Below are 15,055 nucleotides of genomic sequence, written 5' to 3'. Positions count from 1 at the left end.
TCGGCCCCCACTGACAATCGCGGCAAACGCCTGCTGAGCGGCGCTCGCCCGGAATCCTTCGTCACTCCACCACGTGCTGCCCCTCGGGCAGCGCCGAGCAGGCGCTGCGGAACGTGCAGTGGGTGCAGTGCTGTCCCGTGGTCGGCGTGAAGCGCTCCTCCAGGACGCGGCCGGCGGCGGTGGCGAGCAGTTCGCCCACCCACTCGCCTTCGATCGGCCCCTGCGCCTGGACGGCGGGCAAGGCGTCCCCGCCCTCTTTCTGGGGCGCGCCCAGCCGCAGGTGCACGAGTTCCGCGCCGCCCGGCTCCGGCCGCCGCCCCTCGAAGGCGGCGTCCACCGCGCCCTCCCGTACGGCGAGCTGGTACACCGCGAGCTGGGGGTGGCGGGCGACCTCCGGGCCGGTCGGCTTCTGCTTGCCGGTCTTGAAGTCGACGACGTACGCGCGGCCCTCCGCGTCCCGTTCGACGCGGTCCATGCTCCCCCGGATGCGCACGGCGTACTCGCCCGCCTCCAGGGTGACGTCGAAGCCGTGCTCGGTCGCGACGGTCTCGCGGCCCAGGGTGGCGCGCTCCATCACGTGCCAGCGCAGGAAGCGTTCCAGGGCGGCACGCGCGTTGTCCTTCTCCTGCCGCGACTTCCAGGGCGCGTCGAAGGCCAGCGCGTCCCATACGGAGTCCAGGCGTTCCATCAGGACGGACAGGTCGGCGGGCGAACGGCCCGAGGCGACTTCGTCGGCGAGTACGTGCACGACGTTGCCGAAGCCCTGGGCAGCGGTCGCGGGGGTGTCCGCCTTCACCTCGCGCCCCAGGAACCACTGGAGGGAACACGTACGGGCGAGCTGGTCCAGCGCGCTGCCCGAGAGGACCACCGGACGGTCGCGGTCACGCAGCGGCACGGCGCTGTGCGTCGGCTCGTACAGGCCCCACCACTGGTCGGGGTGGGCGGCGGGCACGAGCGGCTGGCCGTCGTCGTCGCGCAGCGCCGCCAGCTTCGCCAGCCGCCGCGCGGCGGCCTCGCGCAGCGCCGGGGTGGCGCCCGGGTCGACGGTCGTGGCCCGCAGCTCCGCGACCAGCGCGGCGACCGACAGCGGGCGGCGGGGGCGCCCGGTGACGTCCTGCGGCTCCACGCCCAGCTCGGTCAGGAAGCGGGACGGCTGGTCGCCGTCGTCGGACGCCGCCTTGACGGCGGTGACCACCAGGCGCTCGCGGGCCCGGGTCGCCGCCACGTAGAACAGCCGGCGTTCCTCGGTGAGCAGCGCGCCCGGGGGCAGCGGTTCGGCCAGTCCGTCGCGGCCGATCCGGTCCGCCTCCAGGAGCGAGCCGCGGCGGCGCAGGTCGGGCCAGAGCCCTTCCTGGACGCCGGCCACGACCACGAGCCGCCACTCCAGGCCCTTGGAACGGTGCGCCGTCATCAGGCGCACCGCGTCGGGCCGGACGGTCCGGCGGGTCAGGGTGTCGGCGGCGATGTCCTGGGCGTCCAGCTCCTCCAGGAAGTTCAGGGCGCCCCGGCCGCCGGTACGGGCCTCCGCGCGGGCGGCCGTCTCGAACAGCGCCACCACCGCGTCCAGGTCGCGGTCGGCGTTGCGGGCCGCCGCGCCGCCGCGCCGGGCGGTCCGCTCCAGCCGCTGCGACCAGGTGGGCGTGCCGTTCCACAGCGCCCACAGGGCCTCTTCGGCGGTGCCGCCGCGGGCCAGCAGGTCGCGGGTGGTGCGCAGCAGCTCGCCGAGCTGCCGTGCGCCCCGCGCGTACGCCGGATCGTGCGCGACCAGGCGCTCCGGTTCGGCGAGCGCCCGTGCGATCAGTTCGTCCGAGGGCCGCGGTACGTCGTGCCCGGCGGTCCGCTCCTCCTCGCGCAGCGCACGTCCGAGCCGGCGCAGATCGGCGGCGTCCATACCGCCGAGGGGGGAGGTCAGCAGGTCTATGGCCGTCTCGGCGGAGAGGTGGTGCGGGGCCTCGGTGCGCGTCCCGTCCGGTACGGAGCCGTCATCGGCGGGCGTGGCGTCCGCGGGCCTGGCGTCCGCAGACGTGGCGTCCGCAGGCGTGGCGTCCCCGGGACCGGCATGAGCATCGGCATCGGCATCGGCATCGGCATCGGCGGAAGCGTCAGCGGCAGGCGCGGCCGCCGCCATCCCCGGAGCCACCACCCCCGAAGCCGCCACCCGCAAGGCCGTCAGCAGGGGCGCCACGGCCGGCTCCTGCCGTAGCGGCAGGTCGTCGCCGTCGATCTCCAGCGGCACACCGGCCGAGGTCAGCGCCCGGCGCACGCCGGGGATGGAGCGGCCGCCGGCGCGTACGAGGACGGCCATGTCGCGCCACGGCACACCGTCCTCCAGGTGTGCGCGCCGCAGGATGTCCGCGATGTTGTCCAGCTCGACGCCCGGCGTCGGGTACGTGTAGACCTCGACGCGGCCGCCGTCCCGTACCGCCGACAGGTCACGGTGCGCCCGTACCTTCTGGGCCGGCAGCCGGGTCAGCGGCATCCGGGCGGTGAGCCGCCGGGTGGCCGCCAGGAGGGCCGCGCCCGAGCGGCGGGAGGTGCCGAGCACCTCGACCGACGCCGGGGTGCCATCCGTTCGGGGGAACATCGCCGGAAAGTCGAGGATGCCGTTGACGTCGGCGCCGCGGAAGGCGTAGATCGACTGGTCCGGGTCACCGAAGGCGACGAGCGTGCGGCCGCCGCCGGCCAGCGCGCGCAGCAGCCGTACCTGCGAGGCGTCCGTGTCCTGGTACTCGTCGACAAACACCGCGTCGTACCGCGCCGCCAGCTCCGCCGCGACCTCGTCACGCTCCGCGAGCAGCACCGCCCGGTGCACCAGTTCGGCGTAGTCCAGCACGCCCTGGGCGTCCAGGACGTCCAGGTACTCGGCCAGGAACCCGGCCGCCGCGCCCCAGTCGGGCCGCCCCGTACGCCGCGCGAAGTCGGCGAGCGCTTCCGGGCCCAGCCCCAGCTCACGGCTGCGCGCGAGCACCGCGCGCACCTCGTCGGCGAAGCCGCGCGTCGTCAGGCAGGCGCGCAGCTCGTCCGGCCAGCGCACCCGGGCCCGCCCGGCGGCCGCCAGCCCGGCCTGCCCTTCGAGGAGCTCACGCACGACGAGGTCCTGCTCGGGCCCGGACAGCAGCCGCAGCGGGTCGGCGAACAGGTCGGCGTCCTGGTGGGCCCGTACGAGCGCGTAGCAGTACGAGTGGAAGGTGGTCGCCTGCGGGGCGGCGGCGCTGCCCAGGCGCGCGGCGATCCGGTCCCGCAGCTCGACGGCGGCCTTGCGGCTGAACGTCAGGACGAGCAGCCGCTCGGGGTCGGCACCGTCCCGTACGCGCCGGGCGACCGCCTCCACGAGCGTCGTGGTCTTGCCCGTACCGGGGCCCGCGAGGACCAGCAGCGGCCCGGCGCGGTGGTCAACCACAGCGCGCTGACGTGCGTCCAAAGCAGGAGGGTCCACCGGTCCCGGCCGGGTACGCACCAGTCGGTACGCGCCGGTGGCATCCCGCCGCGCCGGCCGCCGGCGCGGCTGCGCGGACGGCATGGCCGAGGCCGAGAAGGAGGAACTCACGTGGATCGCCGGTCCTGGGAGGAGGTGCTGGTCGTGGTGCGCACCGCGGTGCGGGGCGTGCCGGTGCGGCCACCGCGCCGGACGCCGGGCGGCGGGGCGGTGGTGCGGGCCGTGCCCGACGCTACGCCAGGTGGCGCACGAGCCGCAGTCCGTCCCACGACGGTACGACGGATGCGTACGTCCGTGTCGGTAGCGGCGTACGGGACACGGGCGCCGCACGGGACGCACGGGACACGGGCGCCGCACGTGACGCACGGGGCACGGACGCTGCACGTGACGTACAGGACGCGGGCGTCGCGCGTGACGTACCCGACAGCTGTGCCGGACGGTGACGAGCCCGCGACCGTGACGGCGGGAGTGCCCCGCGCCGGGCCCCCGTACGCCACGTACACCTCGTTCGCCTCGTACGCCCTGTACGCCTTGTACGCCCCGTACGTCTCCGCCGCGTCACCCGGACGGACGCGACGGCCGCGACGAACGCGACGAACGCACACCCCCTCAGTCCCCCACCCCCGCATCACCCCCGTCCCAGCGCGCCCGCCGCATGTCGAGGCGCGGGACGTGGCCCTCCGCGGACCGGGGTGCCTCGCGCAGCGGGGTGCCTTCCTCGCGGTAGTGGGCCAGCGCGCGCAGCTCACTGCCGGGCAGCAGCTGCCCGTCCGCGCGCACCACGCGCCACCACGGCACGGCGCCCCCGTACAGGGCCATCACCCGGCCCACCTGACGCGGCCCGCCCACGCGCCGCCCGCCGACGGCGCCCGCGGACCTTCCCCCGGAGGGCGGTCCGTCCCCCGGATCCCCGGTCCCCGGCTCTCCCGGCGGTTCCTCGCCCGCGAGCCACTCGGCGACGTCGCCGTACGTCATCACCCGCCCGGGCGGAATCAGCTCGGCGACGCCGAGTACCCGTTCCGCGTACTCGGGGATCTGCTCGCCGTCGTACCCGGAAGAGTCTCCTGCTGTCCCACTCATTCGGCCCATCCTGCACCACACCACCGACAGTCCCGCCGTCCCCGCGCCGCGGCCCGCCGACGGCGTGCGCGGGCGGGCGCGGCGGCGTATGTTCCGTTTCCCGGCCCTTCGAAATGCACCCTGATGCCCCCCACCTCCTCGCGGCCATGCCACCATCTTCCGGGCGGTGACTGGTGATACGAGATCAAGAAGAGACGGCCGAACAGCAGGGTGCGGTGCCTCCATGGGAGGCCGGCACCCCTGAGGCGCTGTCCTGCGTCACCCCCGCCCGGGGGGACGGGAAACCACGGGGGAAGCCGTCACAGGCTTCCGAGACCGAAAAGGCGAGCACGATCGAGAAGGCCGGAACAGCCGACGAGCCCGCGCGTCCGGAGGGGCCGGACCAGCCCCGCCGGGCCGACGCGGCGACCGCTTCCCCCGGAGCGGGGAGCGCGGCTGCGGAGGGCGCGGCAGCGGAGGGCGCGGCACGAGAGGAACGCACCGCCGACGCGCCGGCCGGTCCGGCCGGGCCCGGCGGGACCGCCCGTACGGGCGCACACCCCGCACCCGACAGGACCAGCGAGACTGGCAAGACCGACAGGACCGACAGGACCGGCAGGACCGGCAGCAGGACCAGCGACACTGGCAAAACCGCCAAGACCGGCAAATCCGACAAAATTGAACGCCTCGCCCCGTCCCAGGACCACGTAGGTAGCGAGTTCCACGTCGACCAGGTCTCCGGCGACGAGCCGCTGCTGCCGGCCCGGGTGCACCGGCCGTCGGACCTGATGCGCCTCCTCCTCGGCATCGTCGGCATCGCGCTGGTGCTGCTGCTGGCGACGTTCGCGCACGGCACGACCCAGGGTCTCCAGCGCGACATCGGGGAGGGCGCCGGGCTGGCGCCGCGGCTGCTGATCAACTTCGCCGGGCTGGCGTCGAGCGTCGCCGTACTGATCGTTCCGGTGGCCTTCGCCGTCGAGCGGCTGATCAAACGGGACGGGCTGCGGATCGCGGACGGGGTGCTGGCCGCGGTCCTCGCGCACGGTGTCTCGCTCGCCACCGACCTGTGGGTGGCCGAGGCCGCCCCGGAGTCCATCCAGGCCGCGCTGACCCAGCCGCTGGCCGACGGGGGGCTGACCCCGCCGGTGCACAGTTACCTCGCGCCGGTGATCGCGTACATGACAGCCGTGGGGATGTCGCGGCGCCCGCGCTGGCGGGTGGCGATGTGGTGCGTCCTGCTGCTCGACGCGTTCGCCGTGCTGGTCGGCCGCTACACCACGCCGTTCGCCATCGTCACCACCGTCCTCATCGGCTGGACGGTCGCCTTCGGGACGCTGTACGCGGTCGGCTCCCCCAATGTGCGCCCCACCGGCCAGAACCTGCTCGCGGGGCTGCGCCGGGTCGGATTCCGTCCGGTCAGCGCGGTACGCGCCGAGGACATCGGCAACCCCGAGCACCCGGAGCACGCCGACCGGGGCCGCCGCTACATCGTCACCCTGGAGGACGGTCCGCCCATCGACGTGACCGTCGTGGACCGGGAGCGGCAGGCACAGGGCTTCTTCTACCGCGTCTGGCGGCGGCTGTCGCTGCGCGGCATCAACCAGCGCCGCAGCCTGCAGTCGCTGCGGCAGGCGCTGGAACAGGAGGCGCTGCTGGCGTACGCCGCCATCGCGGCCGGCGCCAACGCGCCGAAGCTGATCGCCACCTCCGAGCTGGGCCCGGACGCCGTGATGCTCGTGTACGAGCACATCGACGGCCGGCCGCTGGACGCGCTGCCGGACGCGGAGATCACCGACGAGCTGATGCGCAATGCCTGGCGCCAGGTGGCGTCGCTCCAGTCGCGGCGCATCGCGCACCGGCGGCTGGTAGGTGACGCGCTCCTGGTGGATCGTTCCGGCAAGATTTTCCTGACCGATCTGCGCGGTGGGGAGATCGCGGCGGGCGACCTCGTCCTGCGGATGGACGCCGCGCAGCTGCTGACCACGTTCGCGCTGCGGGCCGGTGCCGAGCGGGCGGTGGCCGCCGCGGTCGACGTGCTCGGCCCGGACGCGGTCGCCGACAGCCTGCCGCTGCTCCAGCCGATCGCCCTCAGCCGCACCACCCGGGCCACGCTGCGCCAGCTGGCCCGCGAGCGGTCCGCGCGGGAGCGCGAGGCGGTCCTGGAGGCGTCGCGCGCCGCCAAGGAACGCAAGGCAGCCGAGGCGGCCCGGCGGGGCGGCGCACACACACAGGAGCAGCCCAGCAACCGCAAGGTGGCGCGCGCCGAGAAGAACGCCGAGAAGCGGGCGGTCGACGAGGCGCTGGAAGAGGCCCGCGAGGAGGACCTGCTCTCGCAGATCCGCCAGCAGGTGCTGCTGATCCGGCCGACCGCGCCGGTGGAACCGGCCCGGCTGGAGCGGATCCGGCCGCGCACGCTGGTGAGCTGGATCGCCGGGGCCTTCGCCGCGTACTTCCTGGTCTCGCAGCTCACCCAGGTCAAGTTCGACCAGGTGATCAACGAGGCCCGGTGGGGATGGGTGGCGGCGGCGCTGCTCTTCTCCGCGCTCACCTACATCGCGGCCACGCTGAGCCTGCTGGGCTTCGTACCGGAAAAGGTCTCCTTCGTACGGACCGTGATCGCGCAGGTGGCGGGCAACTTCGTCAAGCTGGTCGCGCCGGCCGCGGTGGGCGGCGTGGCGCTCAACACCCGCTTCCTGCAGCGCTCCGGGATCCGGCCCGGGCTGGCGGTGGCCAGCGTGGGCGCGTCCCAGCTGTTCGGTCTCGGCTGCCACATCATGCTGCTGCTGGTCTTCGGCTATCTGACCGGCACCGAGCGCACGCCGTCGCTCTCCCCGTCCCGCGCGGTCATCGCGGGCCTGCTGACGGCCGCCGTACTGGTCCTGGTGGTCACCGCCGTGCCGGTGCTGCGCAAGTTCATCTCCACGCGCGTGCGGTCACTGTTCGCGGGCGTCGTCCCCCGCATGCTGGACATCCTCCAGCGCCCGAAGAAGCTTGCGGCCGGCATCAGCGGCACGCTGCTGCTGACGGTGGCCAACGTGATGTGCCTGGACGCCTCGATCCGCGCGTTCGGCGGCGGCGACGAGATCAGCTACGCGACCATCGCCGTGGTCTTCCTCGCGGGCAACGCCGTGGGCTCCGCCGCGCCCACACCGGGTGGTGTGGCCGCCGTCGAGGGCGCGCTGTGGACGGGCCTGACCGTCATGGCCGGGCTGACGTCCGACGTCGCCCTGCCCGCGGTCCTGCTGTTCCGTCTGATGACGTTCTGGCTGCCGGTGCTGCCGGGATGGATCTCGTTCACGCACCTGACGCGCAAGGGCCAGATCTGACCGGACCGGTCCCGTACGGCGCGTGCCGGCGTTCCGTACGCCGAAGGGCGCGCACGCCCGCACGCCCGTACGCAGAAGACCACGCATGAGGCCCCGCACGCAGAAGAACCCGCACGCAAGAACCCGCACGCAAAAGAACCCGTAAGCAGAAGAACCCGCACACCACCAGGCGTGCGGGCCCTTCCGCGCCGTGCGGACCGCCGGTCAGTACACCGGCTTCTCCGGCTCGACCGTGTTGACCCAGCCGATGACGCCGCCGCCGACGTGCACCGCGTCCGCGAAGCCCGCGGACTTCAGGACGGCGAGCACCTCGGCGGAGCGGACGCCCGTCTTGCAGTGCAGGACGATCTTCTTGTCCTGCGGGAGGTCCTGGAGGGCGTTGCCCATCAGGAACTCGTTCTTCGGGATCAGCTTGGCGCCGGGGATCGAGACGATCTCGTACTCGTTCGGCTCCCGGACGTCGATGATCTCGATCTTCTCGTCCGTGTCGATCCACTCCTTGAGCTGCGCCGGAGTGATCGTGGAGCCGGCCGCCGCCTCCTGGGCCTCCTCCGACACGACGCCGCAGAACGCCTCGTAGTCGATGAGTTCGGTGACGGTCGGGTTCTCGCCGCACACCGCGCAGTCGGGGTCCTTGCGGACCTTGACCTGGCGGTACGTCATCTCCAGCGCGTCGTAGATCATCAGACGGCCGACCAGCGGGTCACCGATGCCGGCCAGCAGCTTGATCGCCTCGTTGACCTGGATGGAGCCGATGGACGCGCACAGCACGCCCAGCACGCCGCCCTCGGCGCAGGAGGGGACCATGCCGGGCGGCGGGGGCTCCGGGTACAGGCAGCGGTAGCAGGGGCCGTGCTCGCTCCAGAAGACCGACGCCTGGCCGTCGAAGCGGTAGATCGAGCCCCAGACGTACGGCTTGTTCAGCAACACGCAGGCGTCGTTGACCAGGTAGCGGGTGGCGAAGTTGTCCGTGCCGTCGACGATCAGGTCGTACTGCGCGAACATCTCCATGACGTTGGTGGAGTCGAGGCGCTCCTCGTGCAGGTTGACCGTGACGTACGGGTTGATGCCCAGCACCGTGTCCTTGGCGGACGCGGCCTTGGAGCGGCCGATGTCCGCCTGGCTGTGGATGATCTGACGCTGGAGGTTGGACTCGTCGACCTCGTCGAACTCCACGATGCCGAGGGTGCCGACGCCCGCCGCGGCCAGGTACATCAGCGCGGGCGAACCCAGGCCGCCGGCGCCGACGCACAGCACCTTGGCGTTCTTCAGCCGCTTCTGCCCGTCCATCCCGACATCCGGGATGATCAGGTGGCGGGAGTACCTGCGGACCTCGTCGACGGTGAGCTCCGATGCGGGCTCGACCAGGGGTGGCAGCGACACGGGGACTCCGTTTGTCGGTATCTCGATGGGCGACCCCCCGCCCCGGGACGGCCCGGAGCAAGGGACGGTGGTCTTCCCGTAACACTGCCACGGCCTTCTTCATTCCGAGACACCAGGTCCGATACGCGAGACGAATGTGTCCCAGTAGCCGGGCAGTGACTCCCAGGCGCTCTCTCCGTGGTCGGTGCGGTCGGTGAAGTAGACGGTTCCGGCGCCTTGCCACCGGGCGATCCGCAGGGCCTCTTTCAGGTGGGTACGGGGGACGCCGTGCACCAGGTGGCAGAAGCGCCGCGCCGGGTACTCGGCGGTCCACTCGGCCACTTGTGACCAGCCGTAGTCGGACCAGCGCCCGGAGAAGGTGACGAGCTGGTCGGCGATCTCCGCGTATCCGGGGTACGGGTGACGGCCGTGCCCGGTGACGAGGTGCGCCCCGTCGTGGAGGGCCCGCAGGGTGGTGGTCAGCCGCCGGGTCTCGGACAGCAGTGTCCGGTCCGTGGGACAACGGTCCAGATAGAAGCCGTCGACCTTGTACCAGTCCAGGAAGCGGTGCGCGTCGGAGACCAGCTCGCCGAACGGACGCGCGCCGTGCCCCAGGTCGAGGTGGCCCAGCAGCCGGGCCCCCGCGTCCCGCAACTGGGCCGCGGCCGGCAGGCAGTACGGGTCGGGGCGCACCCCGGGGCCCCGCGCCACGTTGAGCACCACCCAGTGCAGCGCCGCAGCGCCGCCCCGTGGCCCCGGAGCCCGGCGGGCGGCTCCGGTGCAGGCCGGCCGCCGGGCCAGGCGCAGCAGTTCGGCCCACTCGGCGGGTGCCAGCAGCGGGTGGGCGAACCCCGGGACGCCGACGCCGAGCGGCGCGGCGCCCGTCACGGGGGTGCCGGCGCCCAGGGACGTCGTCAGATACGACATGCGGCCTCCATCCAGATGTCGGCGAGGGATTCCTCCAGCCCGATCCGCGGCCGCCACCCCAGGCGGTCCCGGGCGGTGCGCACGTCCGCCTGCTGCCAGCTCCCGCACCCGTCCGGATAGGGGTACGCGGGGGGGACGGCCCCGTGTTCAGAGGCCGGCCCCGGAATGGCGAGCCGGGCGGCGCCGGGGCCGCCGGCGAGGCCGGGCGCGGTGTCCAGTTCGTGGAGCGAGCCGCCGAACCCGGCCACCCGGGCGAGCAGCGCGGCCGCCTCGCGCAGCCGCACGGCGTGCCCCGTACCGATGTTGACCACGCCCTGCGCGGCGGAGAGCGAGGCGGCGTGCACGGCCCGCGCCACGTCCCGTACGTCCACGAAGTCGCGCTGTACGCCCAGGCCGCCCAGCTTCAGCTCGTTGTCCCCGGACTGCATCGCGCGCCGCATCGCCTCGGCCAGCCGGCCGAGCGGTGAGCCGGCCGGGGTGCCCGGGCCGACGGGGGAGAAGACGCGCAGCACCACGGCGTCCAGGCCGGAGCCGAGGACGAGTTCGGTGGCGGCCAGCTTGCTGACGCCGTACGGCCCGCCGGGCCGTGGCACGGCGTCCTCGGCGGTCGAGGAGCCGGGCTGCGAGGGCCCGTACTCGGACGCGCAGCCCAGGTGTACGAGCCGGGCCCCGCAGCTGCTGCGCCGCAGCGATTCGCAGACGGTGGCGACCGCGACGGTGTTGTGCCGGGTCAGGTCGCGGGCGCCGCCGCGGGTGGTGCCCGCGCAGTTGACCACCACGCCGGGGTGGACGGCGTCCAGGAAGCGGGTGAGGGCGCCCGGACTGCCGGAGGCCAGGTCGAAGCGGACGTCCGCGTCGTCGCCCCGCCCGAGGGCGGTCAGCTGGACGGCCGGGTCGGCCAGCAGGCGGTCGGCGACGTAACGGCCGAGGTACCCGTTGGCACCGATGAGTAGCACCCTCATCGCGCGACCCCCCGGTCCCGGTGTGCTTCGGTGCGGTGGACGTTCATGATGTCGTTCTCCTATTGGGGTGGGGTGGCAATGTGGTCGGGCAGCGGTGGCCGCCGCCGCGGGGGCCGGGCGTCGGCGGTGAGCGCCGCGGGGGTGGTGGCAGGTGTCCGGCGGGGGACGACCGGCGCCGCGGGGGCGCCGGTACCGCGCAGGCCCGCACGTCCGCCGGGGGTGCCGGCGTGCGCGCGGGCGGAGGGCGCGTCCGCCGGGAGTGGTGGCGTGCGCGCCGGAGCGAAGGGCGTGCGTATCGGGGGTGGTGGCGACGTGCGCGGGGTCATGTCCGGTCCGCCTCTGCCGGTACGGCGGCGGGGGCCGCGTCGGGAGCCGGTGCGTGCGCCGAGGCGCCGGTGAGGGCGCGCAGCGCGTACAGCAGCAGGCCCAGGGCGGGCAGCGCGCAGGCCACGGCCGGTACGGCGGACGGGCCGAGGTGGGTGACGGCGGCCTCGACCGGCCGGCCCAGCAGCTCCAGACCCGGCAACCGGGCAGCCGGTACGGAGGCCAGGGCGGCGGCTTCGAGGGCTACGGCGGCGGCCGGGCCCGCGGCGGCAGCGGCCGGGAAGCCGTGCCGGGCGAGCAGCCGCGCCAGGAAGAACAGGGCGCCCAGGGCCGAGGCCGCGGCCACCGGGCCCGCTCCCCCACCGCCGCCGAGCGCGTCCGCGGCGGCCGACAGGGCGAGCAGCGCCGTGAGCTGCATCGTGGTGGCGATCAGCAGCAACGGCCGTACTCCGGACGCGAAGACGGTCAGACACCGGCTGTCCGCCAGCCCACGGCGCGCGCGGCCCGCGAACCAGTGCGCACACCAGGCGGCGGGCACGACGGCGCAGGTCAGGGACAGGGCGGTGGTGACCGCACACTGCGGGTGTGCGCCGCCCAGGCCGGGTCCGCCCGCCAGGAGCTGACGCAGCAGCCAGTCACCGTACAGCGCGTACCCGGCCAGCCAGCACGTCCACCATGCGGCGGTACGGGCGACCGGGTACCGCGCGCGCAGCGGGCCGTGGCGGACGCACAGGCGGAGGGCCAGGAGGACCAGACCGGCGCCTGCCGCCGCAAAGGCCGGCTGGGCGGCGGTTCCTGATGGCGCGTCTGTCCACGGCAGGGAAGGTGAGGGTACGGACATGGGCGCGCGCCCTGCAGCGGTGACGGCGGCCACGGTCGCGGCGCACACCGCGCCGGGCAGCAGGTGCAGCACCGCGCGGATGCCCCGGTCCCGCCGGGCGGGGCCGGGCGGCGGCGCTGCGGGGGGTGCCGTGTCGGCGCGCGGCACCCGGGCGTACAGCTCCTCGGCCAGCGAGAAGACGTCACGGTGCCGGAAGCGGGCGGCCGTGCGGTCGGTGACGCCGTGCGCCTCCAGGCCGGCCGCGATCTCCAGCGGATCGACGGCGCGTTCGCACAGCGCCCGGTGCTGGTGCATCAGCGTCTTCACGGGGTCGGCGGGGCCGCGGCGGGGGGTGCGGGTGGCTGCGCCGGGGGTGGTGTCGGGGTGGGTGTCGGGGTCGGCGGGGGTGCCGGAGTGGGCGTGAGTGTCGGTGCCGGAGTGGGCCTGGGTGTCGGTGTCGGTGCCGGCATCGGTGTCGGTGCCGGTGTCGGTCGTCGTCATGGCCGGGCTCCTCTCTGGCGGTCGGCACCGGCTCCCGCTGCGGCGGTGGCCGGTTCGGCGACCGGGGCCGGGGCCGGTGGCGGGGCCAGGGGCGGGCCGAGTACAAGGCCCTGGTCCGGGACCGGACCCTGATCCGGGGCTGGGGCCTGGTCCGGAGCCAGGCCCTGATCCGCAGCCATCTCCTGGGCGGGAGCCGGATCCTGGTCCGGAGTCGGGTACTGGTCCGGAGTCGGGTCCGGCTCCGAGTCCGGTTCCGGTGCCGCCCAGCTCGGTGGGCGGCCCGTCGGCGGTGCGGCCTGGGCGGCGGCGCGGGTCGCGGCCCAGCGGCCCGGTACGTGGGACTCGGCGGGCCGGGCGAAGAGGCGGGGCGCGCCCCCTCCGGCCGGCCCGGCAGCGGTGGCCGGACGGCGCGGGGAGTGCGCCATCAGCTCCAGATAGATGCCACGAAATGCCGCGACATTCTGCTCCACCGTGAACAGTTCGAGTGCGCGGGCGCGCGCGGCGGCGCCCAGCCGGGCGCGTCTGCCGGGGTCGCGCAGCAGCGCCAGGCACGCGTCGGCCAGCGCGCGCGGGTTGCGCGGCGGTACGACCAGGCCCGTACCGCCGATGATCTCGCAGACGGCTCCGGCGTCGGTGGAGACCGTGGCCCGGCCGCTGAGCATCGCCTCCACGAGGGAGCGCGGGAAGCCCTCCGCGACGCTGGAGAGGACCAGCACCGCACCGGCCGCGTAGACGTCCTGCGGGCGCGGCACGCCGGGGCCGCCGACCTCCTCGAAGGAGACCGGGTTGTCGCCGGCGCTCTGCGCGTCGGCCGCCTCGTCGGGGAAGAGCTGGGCGGCCAGCGCCCGGCACTGCGCCAGGTAGGCGGCGTCCTCCGGGCCGGGGCCCGGGGCGCCGACGATGCGCAGGGTGGCGTCGGGTTCGGCGCGGTGCACGCGGGCGAAGGCGTGCAGCAGCGAGACGAGGTCCTTGGCGGGTTCGACGGTGCCGGTCCACACCAGCGTCGCGCAGTGGTCGGCCGCGGCGTCGGGGACGGCGGTGAAGCCGGTCGCGTCCATGCCCGGGTACACCGTGCGCAGGCGCTCACGGTCCGCTCCGCAGCGCTCCTGCCAGCGCCGGGTGTGGCTGTTGCCGGGGGTGACGAGCGCGGCCTGGGCGTACGTCTCGGCGGCCAGCGCGGTCTCGAAGGCGCCCAGCAGGGCGCGTACGGGGGCGCTCGACCGCGTTCCGGAGCGCGCGAGGTAGTGCTCGCGCAGGCGCACGCCGTACTCGGTGAGCAGGAGCGGCGTACCGAAGAAGCGTTTGGCCAGCAGGCCGGGGAGGGCGATGGAACCGCCGGCCGTGGCGTGGCAGAGGTCGACCCCGGCGAGGCCGTCGCCGTCACCCCCGGGCAGGCAGGCGGAGCAGCCGTACCAGTCCAGGGAGAGGGGGCGCAGGGCGCGTTCCAGTTCCTCGGCCACGGCGAGCAGGTCGCCCACGCGGGCGCCGTACGCGGCGCGCAGTGCGCCGGGCGCGTGACAGGCGCTCTCCAGGATGCGTACGGCCTGTTCGGAGCGGAGGAGTTCGGGCAGGCCGCCGTGGTCGCGGGCGAGCAGCGCGAGGCCGTAGAGACCGGCGGCGAAACGGTCCGCCTGACCGTCACGGTCTTCGGCACCGTCCGCTGTCCGCGCGCCGGGGAGGGGACGGCCACCCGGATGGGACCGGCCGCCGGGCGGTTCCGCCGCCGTGAACCCCGCCGCGAGTTCGCCGAAGCACTCCGCGAACCGGCGCTTCGCGCGCCGTCCGCGCGCCCCGGCGCGCCACCCGCCGGGCCGCCACTGCAGGGCACCGGGGAGCTCCCCGTACAGCGGTGCGGTCCGCACGGCCCGGGTGCCCCCCGGCACGCCCGCGCGACCGCCCGCCTCACCCGCCCCCGGGCCGGGGCCCGGCCGCTCGGCGATGTCCGGCAGACCCCCTACCAGGGCCTCGCCCCCCAGGGCGTCCCCCAGACCGCCCCCCAGACCGCCTCCGGGGCCACCTCCCCCGCCGACCCTGACGCCCCCGCCATCCTCGGTACCGCGGTCGAGCGTATACACCTCGAATACGTGGCCAGGGAGCCCGCGTACGAGCCGGTCGCGCCACGGCCGCGTCTCACCGGACGCATCCGGGCCGCCACCCTCGGTGAGCAGACCAATGCGCACGAGCGCACCCCCGTTCTTCCTGATCGGCGTCCAACGACCGCGGCCGGCCCCGGGGCCCGCCGCTACCTGCAGGAAGAAGCTACGCAGAGATTCCGGTGACACGACGGACGGTTGTCCGTCGCGCCACCGGAAGGGGTGAAGAGACGTAACTTTCCACC

Annotated in this window: 8 protein-coding genes; 1 reads left to right on the top strand and 7 read right to left on the bottom strand. The window is 74.7% G+C overall.

Features of this window, described 5'->3' with window-relative positions; translation table 11 throughout:
* Window positions 1-61: 61 nt before the first annotated feature.
* Both AB0L45_RS04375 and AB0L45_RS04370 read right to left on the bottom strand, forming a co-directional pair.
* Window positions 62-3,520 carry an ATP-dependent DNA helicase gene (locus tag AB0L45_RS04375; protein ID WP_365836351.1) on the bottom strand — a complete coding sequence of 1,153 codons (3,459 nt, stop codon included), beginning with the start codon at window positions 3,518-3,520 and terminating at the stop codon, window positions 62-64.
* A gap of 525 nt (window positions 3,521-4,045) precedes the next feature.
* On the bottom strand, window positions 4,046-4,516 hold the full coding sequence (locus AB0L45_RS04370) for a cysteine methyltransferase (RefSeq protein ID WP_365835973.1): 471 nt from the start codon (window positions 4,514-4,516) through the stop codon (window positions 4,046-4,048).
* A gap of 767 nt (window positions 4,517-5,283) precedes the next feature.
* Between AB0L45_RS04370 and AB0L45_RS04365 the strand changes: the two genes are divergently transcribed.
* Window positions 5,284-7,821: a lysylphosphatidylglycerol synthase transmembrane domain-containing protein gene (locus AB0L45_RS04365; RefSeq protein WP_365836349.1), complete on the top strand. Its 2,538-nt coding sequence runs from the start codon at window positions 5,284-5,286 to the stop codon at window positions 7,819-7,821.
* 204 nt (window positions 7,822-8,025) lie between these two features.
* Here AB0L45_RS04365 and moeZ read toward each other — a convergent pair whose 3' ends face one another.
* From moeZ to AB0L45_RS04340, 5 genes are all read right to left on the bottom strand, one after another.
* Entirely contained in the window at window positions 8,026-9,204 is a 1,179-nt protein-coding gene (moeZ, locus tag AB0L45_RS04360) for an adenylyltransferase/sulfurtransferase MoeZ (RefSeq protein ID WP_365835971.1), read from the bottom strand.
* Between the two features lie 99 nt (window positions 9,205-9,303).
* Window positions 9,304-10,110, bottom strand: coding sequence for a spherulation-specific family 4 protein (locus AB0L45_RS04355; RefSeq protein ID WP_365835969.1), 807 nt, complete (start codon window positions 10,108-10,110; stop codon window positions 9,304-9,306).
* A complete protein-coding gene (locus AB0L45_RS04350) occupies window positions 10,098-11,072 on the bottom strand; it encodes an NAD-dependent epimerase/dehydratase family protein (protein ID WP_365835967.1) in 975 nt (324 codons plus the stop codon). Before AB0L45_RS04350 ends, AB0L45_RS04355 begins: the two co-directional genes overlap by 13 nt.
* Before the next feature lie 322 nt (window positions 11,073-11,394).
* Window positions 11,395-12,717 carry a hypothetical protein gene (locus AB0L45_RS04345; protein ID WP_365835965.1) on the bottom strand — a complete coding sequence of 441 codons (1,323 nt, stop codon included), beginning with the start codon at window positions 12,715-12,717 and terminating at the stop codon, window positions 11,395-11,397.
* Window positions 12,714-14,717, bottom strand: coding sequence for a glycosyltransferase (locus AB0L45_RS04340; protein WP_365836347.1), 2,004 nt, complete (start codon window positions 14,715-14,717; stop codon window positions 12,714-12,716). Before AB0L45_RS04340 ends, AB0L45_RS04345 begins: the two co-directional genes overlap by 4 nt.
* Window positions 14,718-15,055 lie beyond the last annotated feature (338 nt).

The sequence above is a fragment of the Streptomyces sp. NPDC052496 genome, from assembly GCF_040679095.1.
Classification (GTDB): domain Bacteria; phylum Actinomycetota; class Actinomycetes; order Streptomycetales; family Streptomycetaceae; genus Streptomyces.
This window is presented reverse-complemented; position numbering and strand designations above follow the sequence as displayed.

Excerpts from the sequence above, each read along its gene's own strand:
- AB0L45_RS04355 (WP_365835969.1), bottom strand. The coding sequence starts at position 10,110 with ATGTCGTATCTGACGACGTCCCTGGGCGCCGGCACCCCCGTGACGGGC.
- AB0L45_RS04365 (WP_365836349.1), top strand. The coding sequence starts at position 5,284 with ATGCGCCTCCTCCTCGGCATCGTCGGCATCGCGCTGGTGCTGCTGCTG.
- AB0L45_RS04370 (WP_365835973.1), bottom strand. The coding sequence starts at position 4,516 with ATGAGTGGGACAGCAGGAGACTCTTCCGGGTACGACGGCGAGCAGATC.
- AB0L45_RS04345 (WP_365835965.1), bottom strand. The coding sequence starts at position 12,717 with ATGACGACGACCGACACCGGCACCGACACCGATGCCGGCACCGACACC.
- AB0L45_RS04350 (WP_365835967.1), bottom strand. The coding sequence starts at position 11,072 with ATGAGGGTGCTACTCATCGGTGCCAACGGGTACCTCGGCCGTTACGTC.
- AB0L45_RS04375 (WP_365836351.1), bottom strand. The coding sequence starts at position 3,520 with ATGCCGTCCGCGCAGCCGCGCCGGCGGCCGGCGCGGCGGGATGCCACC.